Annotated in this window: 7 protein-coding genes and 1 tRNA gene; 7 read left to right on the top strand and 1 reads right to left on the bottom strand. The window is 65.3% G+C overall.

Annotated features, from left to right (window positions below):
• Positions 1-109 precede the first annotated feature (109 nt).
• The 7 genes from ACQR1F_RS09700 (at position 110) to ACQR1F_RS09670 (ending at position 23,267) form a co-directional block, all read left to right on the top strand.
• Positions 110-195, top strand: a tRNA-Tyr gene (locus ACQR1F_RS09700).
• Between the two features lie 574 nt (positions 196-769).
• A complete protein-coding gene (locus ACQR1F_RS09695; RefSeq protein WP_316237701.1) occupies positions 770-2,299 on the top strand; it encodes a TolC family outer membrane protein in 1,530 nt (509 codons plus the stop codon).
• A gap of 252 nt (positions 2,300-2,551) precedes the next feature.
• Positions 2,552-4,735, top strand: a complete 2,184-nt coding sequence (locus ACQR1F_RS09690; protein WP_410051411.1) for a type I secretion system permease/ATPase — start codon at positions 2,552-2,554, stop codon at positions 4,733-4,735.
• Position 4,736: 1 nt separating this feature from the next.
• Positions 4,737-6,071, top strand: a complete 1,335-nt coding sequence (locus tag ACQR1F_RS09685) for an HlyD family type I secretion periplasmic adaptor subunit (RefSeq protein WP_315801020.1) — start codon at positions 4,737-4,739, stop codon at positions 6,069-6,071.
• 298 nt (positions 6,072-6,369) lie between these two features.
• Positions 6,370-7,353 (top strand): transglutaminase-like cysteine peptidase, encoded by a 984-nt coding sequence (locus ACQR1F_RS09680; RefSeq protein WP_434912932.1) that lies wholly within the window; start codon positions 6,370-6,372, stop codon positions 7,351-7,353.
• A gap of 80 nt (positions 7,354-7,433) precedes the next feature.
• Positions 7,434-7,784, top strand: a complete 351-nt coding sequence (locus ACQR1F_RS09675) for a hypothetical protein (protein WP_315801018.1) — start codon at positions 7,434-7,436, stop codon at positions 7,782-7,784.
• A gap of 411 nt (positions 7,785-8,195) precedes the next feature.
• Positions 8,196-23,267, top strand: coding sequence for a VCBS domain-containing protein (locus ACQR1F_RS09670; RefSeq protein WP_434912931.1), 15,072 nt, complete (start codon positions 8,196-8,198; stop codon positions 23,265-23,267).
• Positions 23,268-23,377: 110 nt separating this feature from the next.
• On the opposite strand, the gene ACQR1F_RS09665 is transcribed toward ACQR1F_RS09670, so the two are convergent.
• Positions 23,378-23,857: a hypothetical protein gene (locus ACQR1F_RS09665; RefSeq protein ID WP_315801373.1), complete on the bottom strand. Its 480-nt coding sequence runs from the start codon at positions 23,855-23,857 to the stop codon at positions 23,378-23,380.
• Between the last annotated feature and the right edge of the window lie 22 nt (positions 23,858-23,879).

Raw genomic sequence — 23,879 nt, 5'->3', positions numbered from 1 at the left:
CCCCGGCCGCGCGCGCCCGCTCATCCGGGCCCCGCGGTCTTACCGTCTCCATGGCGCTGATGGTCCCCGACGCTGCTGTTCCGCGGCCGGCCCGAATTGCCATCGATACGGGGGAGTGTCCCGAGTGGCAAAGGGAGCTGACTGTAAATCAGCCGCCTCATGGCTTCGCAGGTTCGAGTCCTGCCTCCCCCACCATCTACTGCCTTTCAGCTCGACGAGATTTTTCGAGGGCAATGGACCCCCTTAGCCATTGTTTCGCTGCAGACCGTGCGTCGAAATATATGCCTCGCATCTCGGGCCCGGCGGTCGGTCGCGATATTCATTGGATCCTTCGTTGTTCCTTGATGCCGGGGCGGCGATTGCTCACGGCCGTCGTGGCGGGCCGGCGTGGCAATGGCGTGCGACTGATCGCCTGTTGCCGTTCCGCTGTGTCGCCTGAGGGCCCATCTCACTTAATGCCGCGGAAGCGGTCCATATTGAAGACAAACACGAAAAACTCGACATTCTCCGAGGCGAGATTTTTCTTTGTGAAATAAATAGCTGACTTTAAATCACCGCCTCGGCTTTACTTCATTCCCACTGCTTTGATTTTGCTTCAGATTCTGAAATCTCCGCTCCGGAGAATATGGCGGAGCGTAGCTATTCTGCCACAACCGGTCGATTTTTCGCCGCAACTGTGGCGAGTCACATTGCGAGCCGATCTCGGGTTTGTTATCGGTTCCCTATGTTGAAGATCGTATATACACCCATTTTCATATGTGTTGTGGGAATGAGCTTCAGCCCGGCATTGGGCGCTGAGCCGTTCACCATCCAGGATGCCATCAACCAGGCGGTGAAGACCAATCCCGGCGTCGGGGAGGCCGCAGCCAATCGGCGGGCCACCGAAGCCGAGCTTCGCCAGTCCCAGGGCACGCTGCTGCCGCAGGTCCGGCTCGATGCGAGCGCCGGGCCGGAGATGCTCAAGCAGTATGTCTCGCCGGCGCCGAGCAATAATGGCCGCTACCTGCGCGGCCGCGAGGCCGGCGTGGTGGTCCGCCAGTTGCTGTTCGATGGTTTTTCCTCGATCAATGAAGTGTGGCGACAGGCCGCGCGGGTCGATGCCGCCGCGTACCGCGTGCTGGAGCGAACCGAGCTGATCGGTCTCGATGCCGCCGAAGCCTATGTCGACGTGGTGCGCTACTCCAGGCTGGTCGCGCTGGCCGACAAGAACCTCAAGGTTCATCTCGAACTGCGCAAGAACGTGCTGGCCCGTTTCCAGGGCGGCCGGGCCGGCGAGGGCGACACGCAGCAGGCCGAGGAGCGGGTCGCGGCAGCACAGGCCGTGCTCGAAGAATTCCGTCTCAGCCTCGAAGTGGCGCGGGCGAAGTACCGCAAGGTCGTCGGCGTCGAGCCCTATAATCTGCGTTTCCCCGGCCGGCTGTCCGACATGCCGCGCGACAAGGCGGAATCGCTCGACATCGCCTACAAGTTCAATCCGACCCTGCGCGCTGCCGCGGCGGACGTGACGGCCGCCAAGCGCGGCTTCGATGCCACCACCGGCACCTTCCTGCCGACGCTTTCGCTGGAAGGCCGCGCGACGACCGGCAAGGAATCGATCACCTACAACAATCGTTACGACGAGGTCAGCGGCAAGGTCGTTGCGTCCTGGGATATCTTCAACGGCGGCCAGAACAGCTGGCGCCGCGAGGAAGCCGCGCAGCGGATGATCCAGGAGCAGCAGAAGCATGCTCGCCTGCAGCGCGATGCGCTGGAGTCGATCGACAAGGCCTGGGCGGCCCGGATCATCACGGCTGATCGCGTCTCGGCTCTCGTCCGCGATGTCGAAGCGGCCCGCCGCACCTTCGTCGCCTACAACAAGGAGTATGAGCTCGGCCAGCGCACGCTGATCGATCTCCTCAACTCGCAGAACCAATACTTCAACGCCAACGTGTCGCTGGTGTCTGCGCGCGGTGTGGTGGTGTTCGCGGACTATCAGCTGCTCGCCGCGATGGGCCAGATGCTGAACTACCTGAAGACCGGGCATCCTCCGGAGACCGAGCCGGTGGATACGCCGAGCGGCTTCATCGGCTACAGTCTGGCTCCCATTCGGCTGAGTGCGCCGGCGCCCGGACCGCAGCCGCTGAGCTCTGCTGGCCCGGTGCCGCTGTTCGGCCTGCATGATGGTACGCCGAAGCATCCTGCACCGATTACCTTTGGCGATCGGTGGGCCTCGAGCGATCCCGAGGATACGACGTTGTTTGTTACCTCCGGAAAGTACGGCGGATTTGCTCAGAGCCCCAACGGGCCCGCGTCGAAATAGCTGCAACTAACAAAAGCCGGTGCATCTCGCGCCGGCTTTTCACCATATGCATTTACTTTGCGCTGAGATTGTCGAGAAACACCCGTAAAAGTCTCGAAAAAGTCGGGTGCAGGCCAAAGAACTAGGCTAGAGCAAATTATTAGCAAGAAGCGATGGGTGCAGGCCCGCGTGGGTCGTTGGGCCAGATGGATTTCCGAGGCGTTGTTGAATATTCGTCCGACAAGGTTCGAGCTCGAAGAGACGGCGCATGTGATGCCGCAGATGAGCACAGCCGTACCGGCAGCTGATCCTCTCAGCGACAGTCTGCTTTACCTCGCAGCTCATCACGGCCGCGCCTTGAGCCGCAGCGCGCTGCTGTCCGGACTGCCGCTCGAAAGCGGCGTGCTCAGCATCGCGCTGTACGAGCGCGCCGCGCAGCGGGCCGGGCTCGAGGCGCAACTGGTCGAACGGCCGCTGAGCGAGATACCCGCGCTGGTGCTGCCCTGCGTGCTGATGTTTCACGACGGCACCACGCGCATCCTGCTGACGATCGACGAGGCCGCCGGCCGTCTCACCATCGTCGATCCCTCGCGCCGCGAACAGCCGGCGATCGAGCGCTTCGAGGCGGTCGCGGCGCGATATGTCGGCTTCGCCTATCTGGTGCGGCCCGCCGCAGTCGTCGATCCGCGCGTGGCGGCGGCCGGCGAGGTGTCGAAGACGCACTGGTTCTGGTCGGTGGTCAGCCGCTTCGGCGCCAACTACGGCCATGTCGCGATCGCCGCGTTCATCGTCAACATCCTGGCGCTGGCGGCGCCGCTGTTTACGATGAGCGTGTACGACCGGGTGATTCCGAATGGCGCGATCCCCTCGCTGGTCGCGCTCGGCGTCGGCCTCATGCTGGCCATCGGATTCGACTTCCTGCTCAAGGTGGTGCGCAGCCGCATCATCGACATGACCGGAAAGAAGATCGACGTGGTGCTCGCCGCCAACATCTTCGAGCACGTGATGTCGCTGAAGATGGACAAGCGGCCGCCATCGGTCGGCATCCTCGCCAACCAGCTCCGCGACTTCGATTCGGTGCGCGAGTTCTTCACGTCCGGTACCGTGGTCTCGGCGACCGACATGCTGTTCGCGGTCGTTTTCATCATCGTGTTGTTCATCATCGCGGGTCCCATCGCCTGGATTCCGCTGCTGATGCTGCCGGTGATGATTGCCGTCGGGCTGCTGATCCAACGGCCGCTCGAACGCGCGATGCGGCAGATGCAGGCGCAATCCGCCGCGCGTCACGGCATCCTGGTGGAATCGCTGAACGGGATGGAGACAGTCCGCGCGGTCGCCGGCGAGAGCCGCGTGCAGACGGTGTGGGAGCGCTCGGTGGCGGCGCAGGCGCGCTCCAGCGAGGACGTCCAGTTCTGGGCGTCGATGGCGATGACCGCGGCGAGCGTCGCGAGCCAGTTCTGCAGCCTGCTGCTGGTCGTCGTCGGCGTGTTCCTGATCCTCGACGGCAAGCTCTCGGTCGGCGCGCTGGTGGCGGCCAACATGCTGTCGGGGCGCGTGCTCGGTCCGATCGCAGGCATCGCCGGCCTGATGACGCGCTTCACCCAGACGACGTCGGCGCTGCGTTCGATCGACCGGCTGATGTCGCTGGACCGTGAGCGTCCGCCGGAAAAGATCTACGTCGCGCGCGAGATCAACCAGGGCCGCATCCAGTTCAAGAATGTCAGCTTCTCCTATCCGGGAAGCCAGACCAAGGCGCTCGACAACGTCTCCTTCGACATCAAGCCGGGCGAGAAGATCGGCATCATCGGCCGCGTCGGCTCCGGCAAGACCACGGTCGGCCGTCTCGCGACCGCGTTCTATCCGCCGACCGAAGGCAGCATCCTGATCGACGGCATCGACATCCAGCAATACGATCCGGCCGATCTGCGCGCCGGCATCGGCTTCGTGCTGCAGGACACCGACCTGTTCTACGGCAAGCTGCGCGACAACATCACGCTCGGCCGCCCCGCAGCGACCGATGAGGAGGTGCTGGAGGCGGCGCGGCTCGCCGGCGTCGAGACCTTCATCGCGGGCCATCCGCAGGGCTATGAGATGATGATCGCCGAAGGCGGCCGCAGCCTGTCGGGCGGGCAGAAGCAGGCGATCGGGCTGGCGCGCGTGCTGATCCGTAAGCCGCGCGTGCTGTTCCTCGACGAGCCGACCGCGCATTTCGACGTCCGCAGCGAGGGCGAATTCCTCGAGCGCCTGAAGTTGCTGGCCAAGGGCGAGATGTCCATCATCGTCTCGACCCACCGGCCGTCGTTGTTGTCCCTCGTCGACCGCATCCTGGTGTTCGACTCCGGAAAGATCGTCGCCGACGGGCCGACCGCGCAGATCCTCACCATGCTGCGTCCGCAGCCGCCCGCGGCGGCGCCGGCCGCGAGCCACACCGCGAAGCCGGTCCAGGGGACGAGGTGACATGGCGCACAGCGATTTCGCGTTCTCCAACGACATCCGCGCTGCCGTCGAGCTGCGCACGCCGAAGACGGCGCGGATGCTGCTGCTCGCCTCGCTCGGCCTGTTCTTCACCTTCCTGATCTGGGCGCATTTCGCCGTGCTCGACGAGGTCAAGCGCGGCAATGGCAAGGTCGTGCCGTCGCGCCAGACCCAGGTGGTGCAGTCGCTGGAAGGCGGCATCATCGCCGATCTCCTGGTGCAGGAAGGCGCGATCGTCGACAAGGATCAGCCGCTGGCGCGGATCGAGGACACCAATTTTGCTTCGCAGTTCGGCGAGATCCGCGAGCGCCGCGGCGCGATGGCCGCCCGGGTGATCCGGCTCGCGGCGGAGACCGAGGGCCGCAGCCCGGTCGCGTTTCCCGATGACCTCGTCGCCGACGCCCCGCGCGCGGTCCAGAGCGAGCGTGCCGTGTTCGATGCGCATGCGCGCAAGCTCGCGCAGGACGTCGACGTGGTGCAGCAGCAGGAGCAGCAGAAGAGCAAGGAGATCGACGAGCTCAGGGCGACCGAGAAGCGCTTCTCGGAGACGCTGGCGCTGCTCAATCGCGAGCTGGGTCTGACCCGCAAGCTCTATGACCAGAAGGTGGTGCCCGAGATCGAGATGCTGCGTGCCGACCGCCAGGCCACCGACATGCGCGGGCAGCTCGCGGTGGTGCAGGCGAGCATCGTGAAGACCGAGGCCGCGGTGCAGGAGGCGCGCTCGCGCCGGCTCAACATCGTCACCGCCTTTCGCGCCCAGGCCGAAGACGATCTCGCGAAATCCCGCGGCGATCTCGCCGTGCTCGACGAGAACATCAAGTCGGCGCAGGACCGGGTACGGCGCACCGAATTGCGCTCGCCGGTGCGCGGCATCGTCAACAAGCTCAACGTCACCACCATCGGCGCCGTGGTCGCGCCGGGCGCCAGCCTGATGGAGATCACGCCGCTCGACGACACGCTGCTGGTCGAGGGCCGCATCCGTCCGCAGGACATCGCCTTCATCCGCCCCAACCACGAGGCGGTGGTCAAGCTCAGCGCCTATGATTCGTCTGTGTACGGCTCGTTGCACGGGCGCGTCGAGCGCATCAGCGCCGACACGATCACCGACGAGAAGGGCGACAAGAACGAGCGCGGCGAGACCTTCTATCGCGTGATGGTGCGCACCGAGAAGAACCATCTCGGCACCGCCCAGCAGCCGCTTCCGATCCTCCCGGGCATGGTCGCGACCGTCGAGATTCTGACGGGCAAAAAATCGGTGCTGGACTATCTGGTCAAGCCCGCGCGCATGCTGCGTGACGAGGCACTGCGCGAGCGCTGAGCAAGGAGCAGTGTGCCCGCGCGGGGTACGGGCTCCGCGCAGGCGTGCGTGCCACCGGCGCCGCTGCGCTCATCAGGGCCCGCCCTGCGCGGCCGGCAGCGTTACCAGAATCTGAATCGTTCAAATGCGACACGGTTCGGTTGGCCGTGATTAGTCGCGTTCGCAGCTTGGCGGCGAACATCATTGCGGTTTAACCGGCCCGAAGCAGCGCCGGCCCTATCCCTGATCCGATAACGACCGGGACAGGGATCGACGCGATGACGTCGGCCGATGCCCCGGAGCATACGGGGCGTCACTGATGTTGCGGATCGATCGGCCGCGGGTTCTCCCGCGTGCGCTGGGGCTTGTGCTTGCCTTGTCGGTGGGGGCCGGTTGCGCCGGCGCCGCATTTGCCGAGACTTCAAACCGCAGGTCTGCGCAGGGCACTGCGGATGGCGCGCTGCCGGTGCCGCCGCCCGTCCGTTTCTTCACCATCAATGCCGTGCTCGCCAAGCATGACGGCCTGCGTCGCTCCGCCTCTGGACCCGTGGAAGTCGCATCGACCGATGCATCCGGGCGCGCCGGAGCCGTCAGCGACGCCCCGCAGGCACCAGCGGTCGCGATGCCAAGCGACGAGCCGTTCGGCCTGATGACGTTCCGTGCCCCCGAGGGCGTGCTGTGGGTGAAATGGCGCGGCATCCAGGGCGCGATGGCAAGCGAGCGGATCTCGGTCGAACGTTGCAACGGCGACGACGCACGCTGCTCGGCGTCGGAGCGGATCTTCGTCGCGCTGACGCGGTCGGCGGCTGCGGCTGGCGACGGCCGCGCGCGCGCGGAAATGATCAATCGCGGCGTCAACCAGGCGGTGCGCTACGTCAGCGACGACCAGCAACACGGCGTGCCGGACGTCTGGAGTTCGCCATTGCAGACCTTGCGCAGCGGCCTCGGCGACTGCGAGGATTACGCGATCGCCAAATACGCGCTGCTGCTGGCGGCGGGAACGCCCGAATCGGATATCAAGCTGCTGCTGGTCCGCGACCTCGCCGTGCGGCAGGATCACGCCGTCGTCGCCGTGCGGCTCGACGGCAAATGGTCCATGCTCGACAACCGGCGGGCCGCTCTGATGGAAGGCCGCGATCTGCAGTCCTTCATGCCGCTGTTTGCCATCGATCATCGCGGCGTCAGCCTGTTCGCGGCGCCCTATGCCGAGCGGCCGCACCACGAGAGCGAGAGCGACGTCGCGCCGGCGGCGGAAGCCGATATCGGCGGCGGCCGGGATCCGGGTCGGCCGCTGCTGCTCTGAATGTCGCAGGCGGACGACTTGTAGCCGAGATCATTTACGGTCTTAATGCGCGCAGGGAAGCTGGCGAGCAGGGGGCCGGGGTGAATATCAAACAAGTGATGATTTGCGGGGCATTGGCTCTGGCGGCGATCGGTGGATTCATCGGCCGCGCGCAGGCTCACGCGGTGATGCTGCCGGGCGCGGCGTTTTCGATCGCCTGCGAGAATGGCGGCAGCTACATGCTGCGCTCACGCCCCGTGCTTGCGCCGGGCGAGATCGTCACCGCACAGCTCTACCTCCATCCCCATCGCGCGATTCCAGTTCGTCTCGTCCCGATGGGCGACGGCTATCGCTATGCGGGCCGCGGGGTGTGGCTCGATGGCATCGGTGACCAAGCTTTGTTGTATTTCCGCAAATACGAACCGGTGGCCTGCGTCGTCAGTCGCATCTGAGGCAATCTGCCGCGACTTCAATCCTCTTCAAGAATAATTCCTGCCTTTCGCAAATAATTCGCGAGAGGCCGGTTCCATTTCGGCCGTTTGATGGCAGCAAGCTCTTATTCCCAACAGCGTGCGTGTTGTTCCCCGAGTATTGCGCGATTGAATAACTGCGAATTGGCAGTAATTCTGCAGGCCTCGCCTCCATTTATTCTTGTCGTTCAGGCAGCTCCGCCCCTTAGGCGGAAGCATAGGCACAGCCTTGTTTACCTTCGCAAATGCCGCTGCACTTGACTGCATTTACCCAAAGTCCCTAAAGTCTGATTAACAAGAACCGGTAATATTGACCCGTATTCTCGTTTAATAATAGTTTAACGATAGAAATGGGGCGCCACCAAAGCGCCCCATATTTGGAGGTTTTGGCGCATGAATGCTCCTGTCCTGCTGGCCCAGTTGACCGGCACGTCCACGCAGCCATCCAGCGCCTCGGCCAAGCACCTCAAGATCGGGAAGCCGCAGGGCAACCAAGCCGTTACGGTCCATCTCGACGGCCCGAACCAGATCGATTTCAGCGACATTGCCAGCGAGCGGCTGACCTTCGTCAAAATCGGCAACCGCCTGATCATCCTGTTCGATAATCAGTCGACGGTCTCGATCGACCCGGTTTTCGACACCAACGGCGCCCCGCTGAAGGATGTCAGCTTCGAAGTCGGCCCCGATCGAATCATCAATGGCGATCAGTTTGCCGAACTGTTTCCGATCACCACCGACCAGTCGGTGCTGCCGGCCGCGGGGACGCCCGGAGCGCCGGGCGTGCCTGCCGGCGCGAACTTCGGAACGTTCAAGGTCGACCCGCTGACTGTCGGCATGCCGCTGGGGCTGCTGGGAGCCGAAGACATCGGCACTCAATTCGGCGACAGGCCAGTCACGCCGAATCCGACGCCGATCGCCGGCGTTGCCGACAGCGTCGTGCTCAATGAGGACGGACTGTCCGAGGGCCGGCCCGGCGGCAGCGGCGACATCGGCGGCGTGGCGACGAGCTTCACCGGTTCGCTCAACGTCGACTTCGGCACCGACGTGATCGGCCGCGCCTTTGCGTTCGCGGCGTCGCAGCCCGGTCTCGCCGGACTGACCTCCGGCGGCCAGGAGGTGCATTTTGCGATCACCACCGTCAATGGCCAGCCGGAGCTGATCGGCTATATCGGCAGCGATCCCTCGATCGTCGCCAATCACGTGTTCACCGTCACGCTCGACGCCAACTCGACGATCGCGGGGACCTACACGGTCACGCTGCTGCAGCCGCTCGATCATCCGGTCTTCGGCACCGAAGACACGCTGAACCTCACCTTCAACGTCATCGCCATCGACGGCAGCGGCGACACCGCGCCGGTGACGATCGTGATCGGCATCAACGACGATTCGCCGGTCGCCGGCACCGTCGAGGCGATCAATGTCGCCGAGCACACCGGCGGCGGCAGTGAGGGCGGCGGGGAGAGCGAGCTCGGCGCCAAAATCGTGGGCGACGCCAAGCCCTCGGGCGGCGACGGCTTCGAGCCGACCACCGCGAGCGTGGACCTCCACATCGGCTGGGGTGCCGACAACGGCAACAGCAAGGTCGATGGCGGCTCCAACGGCACCGTGGTCGACGGCGACCGCTCGCTGGTGTTCGACGCGTCCGAGATCGCGACCCTGCAGGCGCTGGGCCTGACCTCGAACGGCGAGGCCATCTCCTACACGCTGTCGGCCAACGGCACCGAGATCATCGCGACGGCAGGTGAGGGCGAGGGCGCGCGCACCATCTTCAGCGTGTCGCTGTCCGACACCGGCTCCGGCAGCGCCACCTTCACGCTGTCCGACAACATCGACCACAACGGCGCCAACGACGCGTCGCTGCCGCTGACCTTCAAGGTGGTTGCAACCGACGCCGACGGCGACCCCGTCAACAGCGCCTTCACCGTCAACGTCGCCGATGACGGCCCGAGCTTCGGCGAGAAGCCGAGCTATTCGGTGGTCGACGAAGACGGCCTCGGCAATGCCGGCAACAGCTACGCCGACAGCCACGATGCCTATGGCGAGGACCTGACGGTCACCGATACGCTCGGAATCCGCTGGGGCTCCGACGACGCCAACAACAATGTCGACGGCGGCATCAACGGCGCGCCGGTCAACGGCGCGCCGGTCAACGGCGACCGCGCCGTCACCTTCGCCGCGAACGTGGTGGCCTCGCTCGAGGCGCAGGATCTCACCTCCGACGGCTTTGCCCTGCGCTATGACGTGTCGGCGAACGGCACCGTGCTGACCGCCTATCGCTACGATGCCGCGCACGAGACCTATGTCGATGCCAACGGCAAGCCGCTGGAAGGCGAGGGTCTGTCGGGCGCCGTGGTGTTCACGGTGTCGCTGTCAGACCAGGGCCACGGCTCCTACACCTTCGCGCTGTCGGGCAACCTGGATCACCCGGTGCACGGCACCGAGGACGACATCACCCTCAACATCCGATTCGTCGCCACCGATTCCGATGGCGATGCGATCACCGACACCTTCACGGTGAAGGTCAATGACGACGCACCGACCTTCGGCGAGAAGCCGAGCTATTCGGTGGTCGACGAGGACGGCCTCGGCAACGCCGGCAACAGCTACAAGGACGACGGCGACGCCTATGGCGAAGACCTGAAGGTCACCGATACGCTCGGCATCCGTTGGGGCGCCGACAGCGCCAACAGCCATGTCGATGGCGGCATCGATGGCACGCCGGTCAACGGCGACCGCGCCGTGACCTTCGCGGCCGACGTGGTCGCGACGCTCGACGCCCAGAATCTCACATCGAACGGCTTCGGTCTCACCTATGTCGTGTCCGAGAGCGGCACGCTGCTGACGGCCTATCGCTACGACGCCGAGCACGAGACCTATGTCGGCGCGGATGGCAAGCCGACGGATTCGGCCCATGCGACGGTGTTCACCGTGTCGCTGTCCGATCAGGACCACGGCTCCTACACCTTCGAGCTGAAAGGCAATCTCGATCACCCGGTGCACGGCACCGAGGACGACATCACGCTCAATATCGGCTTCGTCGCCACCGACTCGGACGGTGACGCGGTCACCGACAGCTTCACCCTGAAGGTCAACGACGACGCGCCGGTGTTCGGCGATGCGCCGAGTGCCGGCGTCGTCGACGAGGACGGCCTCGGCAATGCCGGCGACAGCTATCCGCACGGCAGCGACGTCGTGGGCGCCGATCTGACGGTGACCAGGTCGCTCGCGATCCTGTGGGGCGCCGATAGCGCCAACAGCCATGTCGACGGCGGCATCGATGGCGCCCCGGTCAAGGGTGATCGCGCCGTGACTTTCGCTGCCGACGCCGTGTCCTCGCTCGAGGAGCTAGGGCTGACGTCGAACGGAACGGCGCTGAGCTATCAGGTTTCCGAGAACGGCACGCTGCTGACCGCCTATCGCTACGACGCCGCCCACGAGACCTATGTCGACGCGAACGGCAAGCCGACGGAGGACCTCGCCAGCGCCACGGTGTTCACCGTGTTGCTGTCGGACCAGGACAACGGCTCCTACACCTTCAATCTCACCGGCAATCTCGATCACGCGGTCCACGGCAGCGAGGATAATCAGGGGCTGAATTTCAGCTTCGTCGCCACCGATTCCGACGGCGATGCGATCCACGGCAGCTTCAATGTCGAGGTCAACGACGACGCCCCGGTGTTCGGCGAGCGCGTCAGCTACTCGGTGGTCGACGAGGACGGTCTCGGCAATCCCGGCAACTCCTATGCGGACGGCAAGGACGCTGCGGGCGCCAATCTGACGGTGACCGATTTCCTCGGCATCCGTTGGGGCGCCGACAGCGCCAACAGCTATGTCGACGGCGGCATCGATGGCGCCCCGGTCAATGGCGACCGCGCCGTCACCTTCGCCTCCGACGTGATCTCGACGCTCTCCGCACAGCATCTGACGTCGAACGGCGTCGCGCTGAGCTACACCGTGTCAGCCGATGGCACGCTGCTGACGGCCTACCGCTACGATGAAGCCCATCACACCTATGTCGACGGCCAGGGCCATGCCACCGGCGACTTGACCAAGGCCGCTGTGTTCACGGTGTCGCTGTCCGACCAGGGGCAGGGGTCCTACAGCTTCACGCTGATCGACAACATCGATCATCCGGGCCACAATACCGAGGACGACGTCACGCTCACCCTCGGCTTCGTCGCCACGGATTCGGATGGCGATGCGGTCTCCGACACCTTCAAGATCAAGATCAACGACGACGCGCCGGTGCTGAACCGGGAGATTGCGACTGGCGTGGTCGATGAGGACGGGCTTGCCACCGGGCTCGCGGGCGGGCCTGGCGACGTTCCCGGCCAGAACACCGTCGCAACGGGTGCTCTCGGCATCTCCTGGGGCGCCGACAGCGCCAACAATCTCGGCAATGTCGGGATCACCGGTGCGTCACCGGTGAACGGCGACCGCGCCGTCACCTTCGCCTCCGACGCCACCTCCTCGCTCGCCGCGCAGCACCTGACGTCGAACGGCGTCGCGTTGTCCTACGCCGTCAGCGAAGGCGGCACGCTGATCACGGCCTACCGCTTCGACGGACAGCATTACATCGACGGCAACGGCAACTGGACCAGCAACAAGGCCAATGCCGCCGTGTTCACGGTGAAGCTGTCCGATCTCGATTCGGGCTCCTACACCTTCACGCTGCTCGACAATCTCGACCACCCGGTGCCCAACACCGAGGACAGCATTGCGCTGACTCTGAAATACGTCGCCACCGATTCCGACGGCGATCAGATCGGCGGCACGTTCAAGGTCAGCGTCAACGACGACAGCCCGGAGGCGCATACCGGGACGGCCAAGAGCATCAACGAAGCCGATCTCAACGCCGGCGGCGGCGATTGCGGCCCCGATTTCGGCGGTCATGATGGCGGCAGCCATGATCCCCAGGTGACCGGCGCGCTCAACATCAAATGGGGTGCCGACAACAACGACAACGGCGCAGCCGATCGCTCGGTCCGCTTCACCAACACGTCCAACGCCGCCGCCGACGTCCATGTGACCAACGGCAGCGATGTCGGTCTCAGCGGCCTGACGTCGGACGGTCAGCAGGTGAAATACGCCTTCGATCATGGCGTGCTGGTCGGTTACACCGGCAACAGCCTCAATTCCGGTCAGCGCGTGTTCGAGGTCTCGCTCGATGACGACGGCACCGGCACCTACACATTCAAGCTGCTCGGCAATCTCGATCATCCGGCGGGGCAGGGCAGCAACGTCGTCAAGCTGACCTTCGACTACACTGCGACCGATTCCGACGGCGATGCGAGCAGCAGCACCTTTACGGTCACCGTCGTCGACGACGTCCCGACGATCGGGCACGCCGAGAGCGAGACGGTCAGCGAATCCAACCTGCCGACCGATCTCTACGACGTCGTTTTCCCGGATTCGCCGTACTCGACCGTGCAGACCGGGCATCTCGCGATTTCCTGGGGCGCCGACGACAATGATTCCGGCGCGACCAACAACCGCTCGGTGGCGTTCTTCGACACGACCGCACCGGCAGGGCTGACGTCGAACGGCTATGCAATCAGCTATGTGGTCTCATCCGACGGCACCACGCTGAGCGCGGTCACTACCGATCACCGCACGGTGTTCACCGTCACGCTGAGCGATGACGGCGACGGCAGCTACAAGTTCACGCTGCTCGACAACCTCGACCATGGCAAGTCGGGTGCCGACAGCCTGGCGCTGAGCTTCGGCTTCAAGGCCACCGATTCCGACGGCGACAGCGCCACCAGCAGCTTCACGGTTGCGGTGACCGACGACGTGCCGACCGTCGGCTGCGCCGAGGACGAGACCGTCAGCGAGGCCAATCTGCCGACCGACGGTTACGACACGAGCCACCCGGATGCGTCGAACTCGACGGTCCAGACCGGCAGCCTCGCCATTTCCTGGGGCGCCGACTACAACAATACGGGTGTCGGGCACAACCGCGCGGTGGCCTTCACCACCGTCGCCGGCGCCACGGGCCTGACCTCCGACGGCTCGGCGATCAGCTACACGATCTCCGGCGACGGCACCTTGCTGACGGCAGTCACCGCGGATCACCGCACCGTCTTCACCATCCAGCTGTCCGACACTGGCGACGGCAGCTACAAGTTCACGCTGTACGACAACATCGACCACCCGGCGTCCGGCCAGACCGGCACCAGCCTGCCGCTGACCTTCGGCTTCAAGGCCACGGATTCCGACGGCGACAGCGTCAGCAGCAGCTTCAAGGTCAACGTGCTCGACACCGCGCCGGTGGCGGCGGCCGGTGATGCCAGGACCGTCGACGAGGACGATCTGCCGAGCGGCACCGATTCTTCCAAGGAGTCGACCTCGGTCAGCGGCGACCTCAACATCAGCTGGGGCTCCGACGACAGCAACAAGACCGCGGGCGGCGGGCTCGGCGACCGCTCGGTCACCTTCCGCTACACCAGCGCCGGCGCGAATGTCGACGCCGAGGACAGCGCGGGCCACAATCTGACGCTGACGTCGGACGGCCAGACGGTGAAGTACAGCTTCGAGAACGGCGTGCTCGTCGGCTACACCGGCAGCGATCTTGCTCACGGCACCCGCGTGTTCGAAGTGTCGCTGAGCGACCAGAACGACGGCTCCTACAGCTTCAAGCTGCTCGGCACCCTGGATCACCCCGCCGGCAGCGGCGAGAACATCGTCAAGCTGTCCTTCAGCTTCACGGCGACCGACGGCGACGGCGACACGTCCAGCAACAGCTTCACCGTTTCGGTCAAGGACGACGTGCCGGTGCTCGGTTCGGCGGCCGCCGCGACGCTGACCGAGAACACCACGGGATCCGCCGGCGCCGAGGTGTTCCAGACCCAGACTGCGGCCAATGTCGCGCTCAACATCAATTGGGGCGCCGACGACAACAATTCGGGCGCGGCCAATCGCAGCGTGGCGTTCGACAGCGCGATCCATACCGGCGATGTGGTCAAGACCACCGGCGCGGGCAGCCCGACCCTGACCTCGAACGGCACGGCGGTGCAGTTCATCCGCGTGTCGGACACAGAGATCTGGGGCGTCGCCAACGACAATGGCGGCCAGCTCACGACGAACGACCGCAAGGTGTTCCACATCACGCTGTCGGACGATGGCTCCGGCAGCTACACTTTCGAGCTTCTGGACAATGTCGATCACGTCGGCTCGGGCCAGACCAACGCGCTGTCGCTGAAGCTCGGCTTCACCGCGACCGACGCCGACGGCGACACCGCCTCCGGCGGCAACTTCACCGTCACTATCAATGACGACAACGGCCGGCCTGCGATCGGCACGGCTGACGCCGGGACCGTCGACGAGGATGGTCTTTCCGGCGGCAACACCGGAGCGGCGACTGGCGACGTCGCCGGCGCCAATGTCACGGCCAACGGCTCGCTGGCGATCTCCTGGGGCGCCGACGACAACAACAGCGGCAGCGTGAACCGCGCGGTCGCGTTCAGCGGCATCACCAACGGCCAGAACGCCACCTCGGACGCCGGTCTGCTGACCGTCGAGGGCGTCCAGGTCAAGCTCTGGGTCGTCGGCAATACGGTCTATGGCTACACCGGCAGCAATCCGACCAACGGCAATCCGCCATCGGCGGCCAACCAGGTGTTCAAGGTCTCGCTCGATGATTCCGGCGCGGGCAGCTACAGCTTCACGCTGCTGAAGCATGTCGATCATCCGGCCGGCCAGAACGAGAACGACGTCAAGCTGAGCTTCGGCTTCACCGCCACCGATGCGGATGGCGACAGCGCCAGCTCCTCGTTCGCGGTGACGATCGACGACGACACGCCTGTCGCGACCGCGGCGGTGCTGAGAGCCAGTGTCTACGAGAGCGAGCTGCCGAACGGCACGGTGGTGACCGCCACCGGCAACCATGGCGGCGACCTCAACGGGGACGGCAACGGCAACGACTCCTACTTCACAGGCAATCTGAGCTCGCTGGTGTCGTTCGGCGCCGACAAGCCCGGCACCTATACGGTCGAGAAGACCAACCTCGCGCCCGAGCTGCTGTCGCTGACGTCGGGCGGCGTGGCGCTGACCTACAGCATCGGCGTCGACAACACGCTGATCGCCAAGGCCGGCGGGGTTACGATCTTCGAGTTCCAGGTCGACCCCAACACCGGGCAGTATTCGTTCCGTCTGAAGGGCGCGCTGGACCACGCCGGCACCGGCCATGACAACGCGCTCACGCTCGATCTGTCGACCGCGGTGACCGCCACCGATTCGGACGGCGATTCCGTCGCGCTGCACGACCAGATCATCATCACCGTCAACGACGATGCCCCGCAGTCGCAGGATGTCGACATTGTCGCGGTCTCGGAGGCGGCCGGCAATGTCTCGACCGGCGCGGTCGATCTGCGCATCACCTACGGAGCCGACGGCGACAGCTCCGGTCCGTCGGTGACCTTCTTCGGCTCGTCGCCGGTCCGCGTCTACGATGCGGCCAATCACCAGCTCTCCGGGCTGACCTCGCTCGGCTTCGGCCTGACCTATGTGATGTCGGCGGATCATACGACGCTGACCGCCTATCGCATGAGCGGTGGCAGCTATATCGGGCAGAACGGCCAGGTGACGGGCAATGCCGCCGATGCGGCGGTGTTCACGGTGACGCTGTCGGAGGCCGGCACCGGCTCCTACAACTTCATTCTGCTGCAGCCGCTCGATCACCCCGCGCCGATCGGGACCCCGAGCGCGGCCGATCAGTATCTCGACCTCAACTTCGCGTTCGCGGTCGAGGATCGCGACCACGACGTCTTCACCAACAATTTCACCATCCGGGTCGATGCCGCAGGCACCGTGACGACGACGCGCTATGACGCGCCGAATTCGCCGGTGTTCGTCAATCTCGGCGACAGCTCGGCGACGGTCCTCGGCGAGACGGTCGGCGCCCACAGCGTGACCGACCGTGCCTCGGTGACCGACAAGGTCGTCGGCACCGACAAGCTGGGCGGCGTGACCGAGGCCCACGGTTCCGGCGGCGACGACATCCTGGTCGGCGGCAGCGCCGCCGATGCGCTGTATGGCGGTGCTGGCAACGATGTCATCAAGGGCGGGGCAGGCGACGACCGGCTGTTCGGCGGCGCCGGCAACGACACCTTCCTGTACACCGTTGGCGACGGCAGCGACGTCGTCGACGGCGGCTCGGAGTCCGGCGCGGCCTATCCGAACTACGACGTGCTCGCGATCACCGGCGATGCCAATGCCCGCAATTTCACCATCGGCAAGACCTCGACCGGCACCGAGATCAATCCGACGCTGAACGACCCCTCGGCAAGCAACGCCACCGACATTCTGGTGCGCTACGACGGTCCGAACGGCGCGACCATCCGCGCCGACGAGATCGAGCGCATCACCATCACCGGCGGCACCGCCAGCGACACGGTGACGATCACCGATATCAGCGGCACCGCGATCGCGCCGTCGACCATCGTGTTCAACGGCGGCTCCGGCAACGACACGCTGGATCTCGCCCGGTTTGCCGGCAACACCAGCGTCGTGTCCGACGGCGGCGCCGACAGCGACACCGTCAAGTTCGGTTTCAAGTTTGCCGACGCGACCTACACCAAGGTGTTCGCGGCGGACGGCGTGACGCTGATCGGCGTGCAGGTCACCTACAACGGCCTGACCGACACGTTTACCAACTACGAGAGCTTTGCCTTCACCGACGGTACGCGCACGCTGACCGGCGTCTTCAACACGCCGCCGGTGGCGCACGACGATGTGGTGCAAGCGAGCGAAGACAGCCCGCTCACGGTCAACGCGCTGCTCAGCCTTCTCAACAACGACACCGACGTCGACAACAACACCTTGACCGTCACCGGCGTGTCGAACGCGACGCATGGCTCGGTGTCGCTGAGCAACGGCAACCCGGTGTTCACGGCGGACAAGAACTTCTCCGGCGTTGCCGGCTTCGACTACACGGTCAGCGACGGCGATGGCGGCACCGCGACCGCGCATGTCACGGTCGACGTCGCGCCGAAGGCCGACTCGCTGACGCTGAGCTTCATGGACCTCGGCCCGGCCTCGGGCGCCGAGGATCAGACGATCGACCTGAAGCTCATCAGCGCCGCCGTCACCGATACCGACGGCTCGGAAAGCGTGCGGCTGCTGATTTCGGGCTATCCGGCCGGGGCGACCTTCTCGGTCGGCCATGCCGGAACCGGCGCCGACGCCGGCAAATGGGTGATCGACGACGCCGCAGCGATTGCCGCGTTCGACAGCCATCCGCTGCAGGTCACGCCGCCCGCAAACTACAACGGCACGTTCTCATTGTCGGTCGTCGCCGAGGTCACCGACCACGCCACGTTGTCGGACGGCAACGTCCATACCGATGTCGCCAACACCGCGCTGCAGACGATCGACGTCACGGTCACCCCGGTCAACGACGCGCCGCAGATCCATGCGCCGGCGCAGGTGACGACGAACGAGGATACGCCATTCGCCTTCACCGGCGCGAACGCGTTCACCTTCTCCGATGCGGACGGCGACGTCGTCGAGTTCGTGCGGTTCGACATCTCCGGCGGTACACTGTCCGTTCCGTCACTCGGCGTCATCGACGCCAGCCAGACGCTCACGATGAGCGGGTTCAAGATCAGCGATCTGAACACCTATCTGGCCTCCGCCGTGTTCACGCCGACCGCCGACAACGACACGACGGGATCGGTCACGATCACCATCAACGACAACGGCAATACCGGCAGCGGCGGCAATCTCAGCGCGACGCAGACGATCACGATCAACATCAATCCGATCGAAGATGCCCCCACGGCCGTGGATGACACAGCCAGCGTGAACGAGGACACGACGCTGACGGTGTCCAATCCGGTGCAGGGCGTTCTGCACAACGATCGCGACCCGGACACGGGCGACACGCTGAGCGTGGTGGCGGGCGACTTCACGACGGCCAAGGGCGGCACCATCCACTTCAATGCCGACGGCACCTATGTCTACAAGCCCAAGGCCGATTTCTACGGCGCGGATACCGTGGACTACACGGTGCGTGATGCGGCCGGACAGACGGACATCGGCAAGCTGACCATCAACGTGACGCCGGTGAACGATGCGCCCGAGGTCCACGCCCCGGCGCACGTGACCGCCAATGAGGGCGTCGCGTTCGCTTTCACCGGCGCCAACGCGATCACCTTCTCCGACGCGGACGGCGATGTCGTCGAGTTCGTGAAGTTCGACATTTCCGGCGGCACGCTATCCATTCCGTCACTCGGCGTCTTCGATGCCAGCCAGACGCTCACGATGAGCGGGTTCAAGATCAGCGATCTGAACACCTATCTGGCGTCCGCCGTCTTCACGCCGAACAGCGACCATCCGGGATCGGTCACGATCACCATCAACGACAACGGCAATGTCGGCGGCGGCGATCTGAGTGCCACGCAGACGGTCAGCGTCGATGTCATCCCCGCCAATCACCCGCCGGTGGCGAACTCCGACACCAACGCGGTGCTTGAGGATGGCACGCTCAACATCGCGGCTGCGAATGGCGTCGTCCGCGGTACGACCGGCGGCTCGGTCGCCGACAGCGACGTCGATAGCGGGACGTCCTCGCTGGTCGTCTCCGGTGTCGTTGCCGGCACCGGCAGCGTGACGCAGGGCACGGGCATCGGTACCTCGATCGAGGGCGCCTACGGCCATCTGACGCTGAATTCGGACGGCTCCTACACCTACGTGGCCGACAAGGCCGACGCGCTGGCCGCAGGCGTCAACGCCGTCGACACCTTCACCTATACCGACAAGGATCCGTCGGGCGCGGTGTCGAACACCGCGACGCTGAAGATCACGGTCACCGGCGTCAACGACGCGGCCGTGATCAGCGGCGACGCCACCGGCACGATCGCCGAGGAGGGCGGCATCGCCAACAGCCAGAGCAGCCCGCTCTACGGCATCGCCCGCGGCGACCTCAACTCGACCGACGTCGACGGTCACAACGACGTGTGGCAGGCGGCCTCTTCGAACACGGCCAATGGCTACGGCTGGTTCGACATCGGCAGCGACGGCAAGTGGACCTACGGGCTCTACAACAACAATCCGACCGTCCAGGCGCTGAAGGAAAACCAGACCACGCTGACCGACAGCTTCACGGTCTACACCGAGGACGGCACCGCCAAGACGGTGACGATCCAGATCATCGGCAACAATGACGCGCCGACCCTGCAGAACGCGCTGGCCGACCGCAGCTCGGCGGAAGACCAGCCGTTCAGCTTCGCCATCCCGTCCAACACCTTCGCCGACGTCGATGGACGCTTCGACGGCAGCAATGGTCCGCTGACCTTGTCGGCGAACCTGAGCGACGGCAGCGCTCTGCCGGCGTGGCTGCACTTCGACGCGACGACGGGCACGTTCAGCGGCACCCCGCCGGCGAATTTCGCCGGCGCGGTCAACGCCACTGTCTATGCCAGCGACGGCGAGTATGCTGCCTCGGACGCTTTCACGCTGACGATCACGCCGGTCAACGACGGCGCTGCGGCGGTGACCGTGTCGGGCACGGCGACGCAGGGCCAGACGCTGACCGCCAATCTCGGCAGCGATCCGGATGGCGCCGCGTCGAACGTCGTCTATCACTGGCTGCGGGACGGCGCCGTCATCAACGGCGCAACGGGCTCGACCTACACGCTGGGATCCGATGACGTCGGCCACAAGATCTCGGCCAACGTCACCTACACCGACGGCCAGGGCTTTGCCGAGAACGTGACCAGCGGCCAGACCGGCTCGGTCACCGCGCCGAACCACGCGCCGACCTTCGGGGCGGGAACGACCACGGCAAGCGTCACCGAGGACGCCTCGTATGCGGCGCCGACCGGCAACCTGATCCAGAACGGCTCGTTCGGCTACTACAACGGCAACTTCTACACGCTGGATGCGTGGACGGTCGGGGGCGCCCATGCCGTCACCGTCGTGGGCGGCCGCACGGATGGCGGCTCGGCCGATTTCTACGGCGCATCGAGCTCGATGAGCCAGACCATCAGCACCGTCGTCGGCATGACCTATACCGTCGACTTCTACGTGATGACCTACGGTACGGCCCTGACGTCGGGCGTCGACGGAACGACCGTTCTGACGACGAGCGCCTGGAACCTCGGCTGGACGGAGCAGACCTACCAGTTCACGGCGACGTCGACGACGACGACCATCAAGTTCGCGAGCGCGGGCGGTGCCGTCATCGACGACATCTCGGTGCAACCGAGCACGGCCCTGACGCCCGGCGTGGAGAAGGCGTCCGGTGCGATCGCCTTCACCGATGTGGATGGCGACGCCCAGACGGTGACCACCACGACCCCCGCGGGCAGCAACTATTACGGCTCGTTCAACGCCACGGTGGACAACGCCGGCCACAAGGTGAACTGGACGTTCACCGTCAACGATTCCGACATCCAGTCGCTGCGCGCCAGCGACCATATCGATCAGACCTACACGGTGAAGATCGACGACGGCCATGGCGGGACGACCACGCAGACCGTCACCGTCACGGTGAACGGCGTCAACGATGCGGCGTCGATCACCGGCACGGCAAGCGGGACGGTCAAGGAGGACGGCACGCTCACGGCCGGCGGCACCCTGACGGTTGCCGACGTCGACAGCGGCGAAGCCCAGTTCCAGACGCCGGCGTCGCTGGCAGGGACGTATGGCACCTTCACCTTCAATGCGGCGACCGGGGCCTGGGGCTATACGCTGAACAACTCGGCGGCCAACGTGCAGGCGCTCAACAATGGCGACGTCAAGCACGACACGCTGACGGTGAAGTCGGTCGACGGCACGGCCAGCCAGGTCATCGACGTGACCATCAACGGCACGAATGAGCCCGCGCCGCTGTCGGTTGTGGACACCACGAGTGCCGATGGACGCTATGCGCTGTCGAAGAACACCGACTCGCCGAACGTCATCAGCCTGGATGCGGCGACGCTGTTCTCAGGCGGAACGGGGACGGTCACCTACACCTACAGCCTCGTCTACAGCTCGACCGGCGACGACAGCTGGATCCACCGGACCGGCAATCAGTTCACCGGAGATCCGAACAACAACGACGCGGGCCTGTACGTCTACAAGGTCACGGCCACCGATTCGGTGTCGTCCGTGTCGACCTATCTGGCCTTCAACGCGCTCGACAATGGCGCCTTCAATCTCACCATCAACTCGCTGTCGGACAAGTCTTATGTGACCGGCTCGGCACCTTGGCTGTCCGGCTACAGCGCCAATGACGGCGACGCTATCACCGCCACGGTCGACAACCCGCTCGAGGCCAACGCCAACAGTGGCTACGACGTGATGATCGGGTCGAGCGGCGGCAACAACTTCAATGGCGGCGCCGACGATGACGGCATCTACGGCCTCGGTGGCAACGACACGCTGCTCGGCGGCGCCGGGAACGACTACATCAATGGCGGCGCCGGCAACGACTCGATCCGGGGCGGCAGCGGCAACGACGTCACGATCGGCGGCTCGGGCAACGACACCTTCTACTGGGGCGTCAATGACGGCGTCGACATCGTCGACGGCGGCACTGGCACTGATACGTTCGTCATCGAGGGGACGTCGTCGCAGGATCTGATCTACGTCACGTTGGCCGGCGGCGTCATCACCGACGTCAACGGAACCAAGCTCAGCAATATCGAGGCGGTGACCGCCGATCTCGGCGGCAGCAGCAGTGACACGCTGACCTATATCACCAGCGAGGACGTGACGGTCAATCTCGGAGCCGGCACCGCCACCGGCTTCAGCTCGATCGCCAACATCGAGCGCGTGACCGGTGGCTCGGGCGACGACATCCTGATCGGCAGCAGTGCTGCCAACACGATCAATGGCGGCGACGGCGACGACATCATCCGCGGCGGTGGCGGCAACGACACCATCGACGGCGGGGCAGGGATCGACCTGCTCGATTTCTCCGACGCGACGGCCGGCTTTACGTTGACGCTGACTCAGAGCTCGACCGCCACGAACGTGTCCATTCCCGGTCTCGGCACGGACAGCTACAAGAATATGGAAGGCGTGATCGGATCGAACTACAATGATACGATCATCGGGTCGGGCAGCGCTGACGTTCTCATCGGCGGCGTCGGCTCCGACCAGCTCACCGGCAACGGCGGTTCGGATACGTTCAAGTGGAACGCCGGTGACCTGGCCGGCGGCGGCCTCGACACCATCCTGGACTTCCAGACGGGCACCTCCGGCGACGTCATCGACCTCTCCGGCCTGCTGGCGAGCGTGTCCGGCAACCACGCCGACGCGGTGCGCTTCGTCGACGGTGGCGGGCACTCCAGCCTCGCCTCGGCCAATGGCAGCGGCGTGCTGAACAACGGCGACCTGACGCTGCAGGTCAATACCGGCTCCGGCTGGACCAATGTGGCGACCATCAAGGACACCGGCACCAACCTCACGGGCGGCGACGACGTCATCAAGATGATCCTCGACAACAGCCACGCCCAGACGCAGGTCCACGTCTGATCCCGGCCGGCGTCGGACGAGCAAAAGGGCCGCCGATGAGGCGGCCCTTTTTCATGGCTGGAGGCGGCTTCATCGCTGGAGGCGTCGTCGCGCCGTCGATGCGTTGCGGCTCAGATCTTCTGCCCCGCCGGCCCGACGCCGACGTTGATGATGATCCGCTGCACTTCGGTGCGGCCCTGCGGGAACTTGACCTCGAGCGTCACCGTGTCGGTGCCGGCGAAATCGGCCTTCGATTGGTAGAAGGCGATGAAGCCCGGCACTTCCAGGGCGAGGCATTGCTTGTAGTTGGTGGCACTGACCTTGCCGCGCTTGATCGTGACGGTGCCGTTGCCCGGCGGCGTCACCAGGCGGATGGCGGGAAGGGGCCCGGATGAGCAGTCGGACTGGACGTTGAGATAGATGCCGACCTGGATCGGCTTGCCGGCAACGCCCTTGGCGTTGCGCTCGACCGTGGTCTGAGCGGGAGCAGGCGCTGCGGCGCCGGGAGCCGGCGTCTCGGCTTGCGCCGAGGCTGCGGTGGTCGCCGCCAGCAGCGCCGCGACGGCTATTCCCGCGAACGCTGCCCGCCATTCTCTTCGCAACAGGTTCATCACCGCCCTCAGCCCCGCATTG

Origin of the sequence: Bradyrhizobium sp. HKCCYLS3013 (assembly GCF_051167615.1) — a bacterium.
GTDB lineage: Bacteria > Pseudomonadota > Alphaproteobacteria > Rhizobiales > Xanthobacteraceae > Bradyrhizobium.
This window is presented reverse-complemented; position numbering and strand designations above follow the sequence as displayed.

Excerpts from the sequence above, each read along its gene's own strand:
- ACQR1F_RS09695 (WP_316237701.1), top strand. The coding sequence starts at position 770 with ATGAGCTTCAGCCCGGCATTGGGCGCTGAGCCGTTCACCATCCAGGAT.
- ACQR1F_RS09665 (WP_315801373.1), bottom strand. The coding sequence starts at position 23,857 with ATGAACCTGTTGCGAAGAGAATGGCGGGCAGCGTTCGCGGGAATAGCC.
- ACQR1F_RS09680 (WP_434912932.1), top strand. The coding sequence starts at position 6,370 with ATGTTGCGGATCGATCGGCCGCGGGTTCTCCCGCGTGCGCTGGGGCTT.
- ACQR1F_RS09670 (WP_434912931.1), top strand. The coding sequence starts at position 8,196 with ATGAATGCTCCTGTCCTGCTGGCCCAGTTGACCGGCACGTCCACGCAG.
- ACQR1F_RS09690 (WP_410051411.1), top strand. The coding sequence starts at position 2,552 with ATGCCGCAGATGAGCACAGCCGTACCGGCAGCTGATCCTCTCAGCGAC.
- ACQR1F_RS09685 (WP_315801020.1), top strand. The coding sequence starts at position 4,737 with ATGGCGCACAGCGATTTCGCGTTCTCCAACGACATCCGCGCTGCCGTC.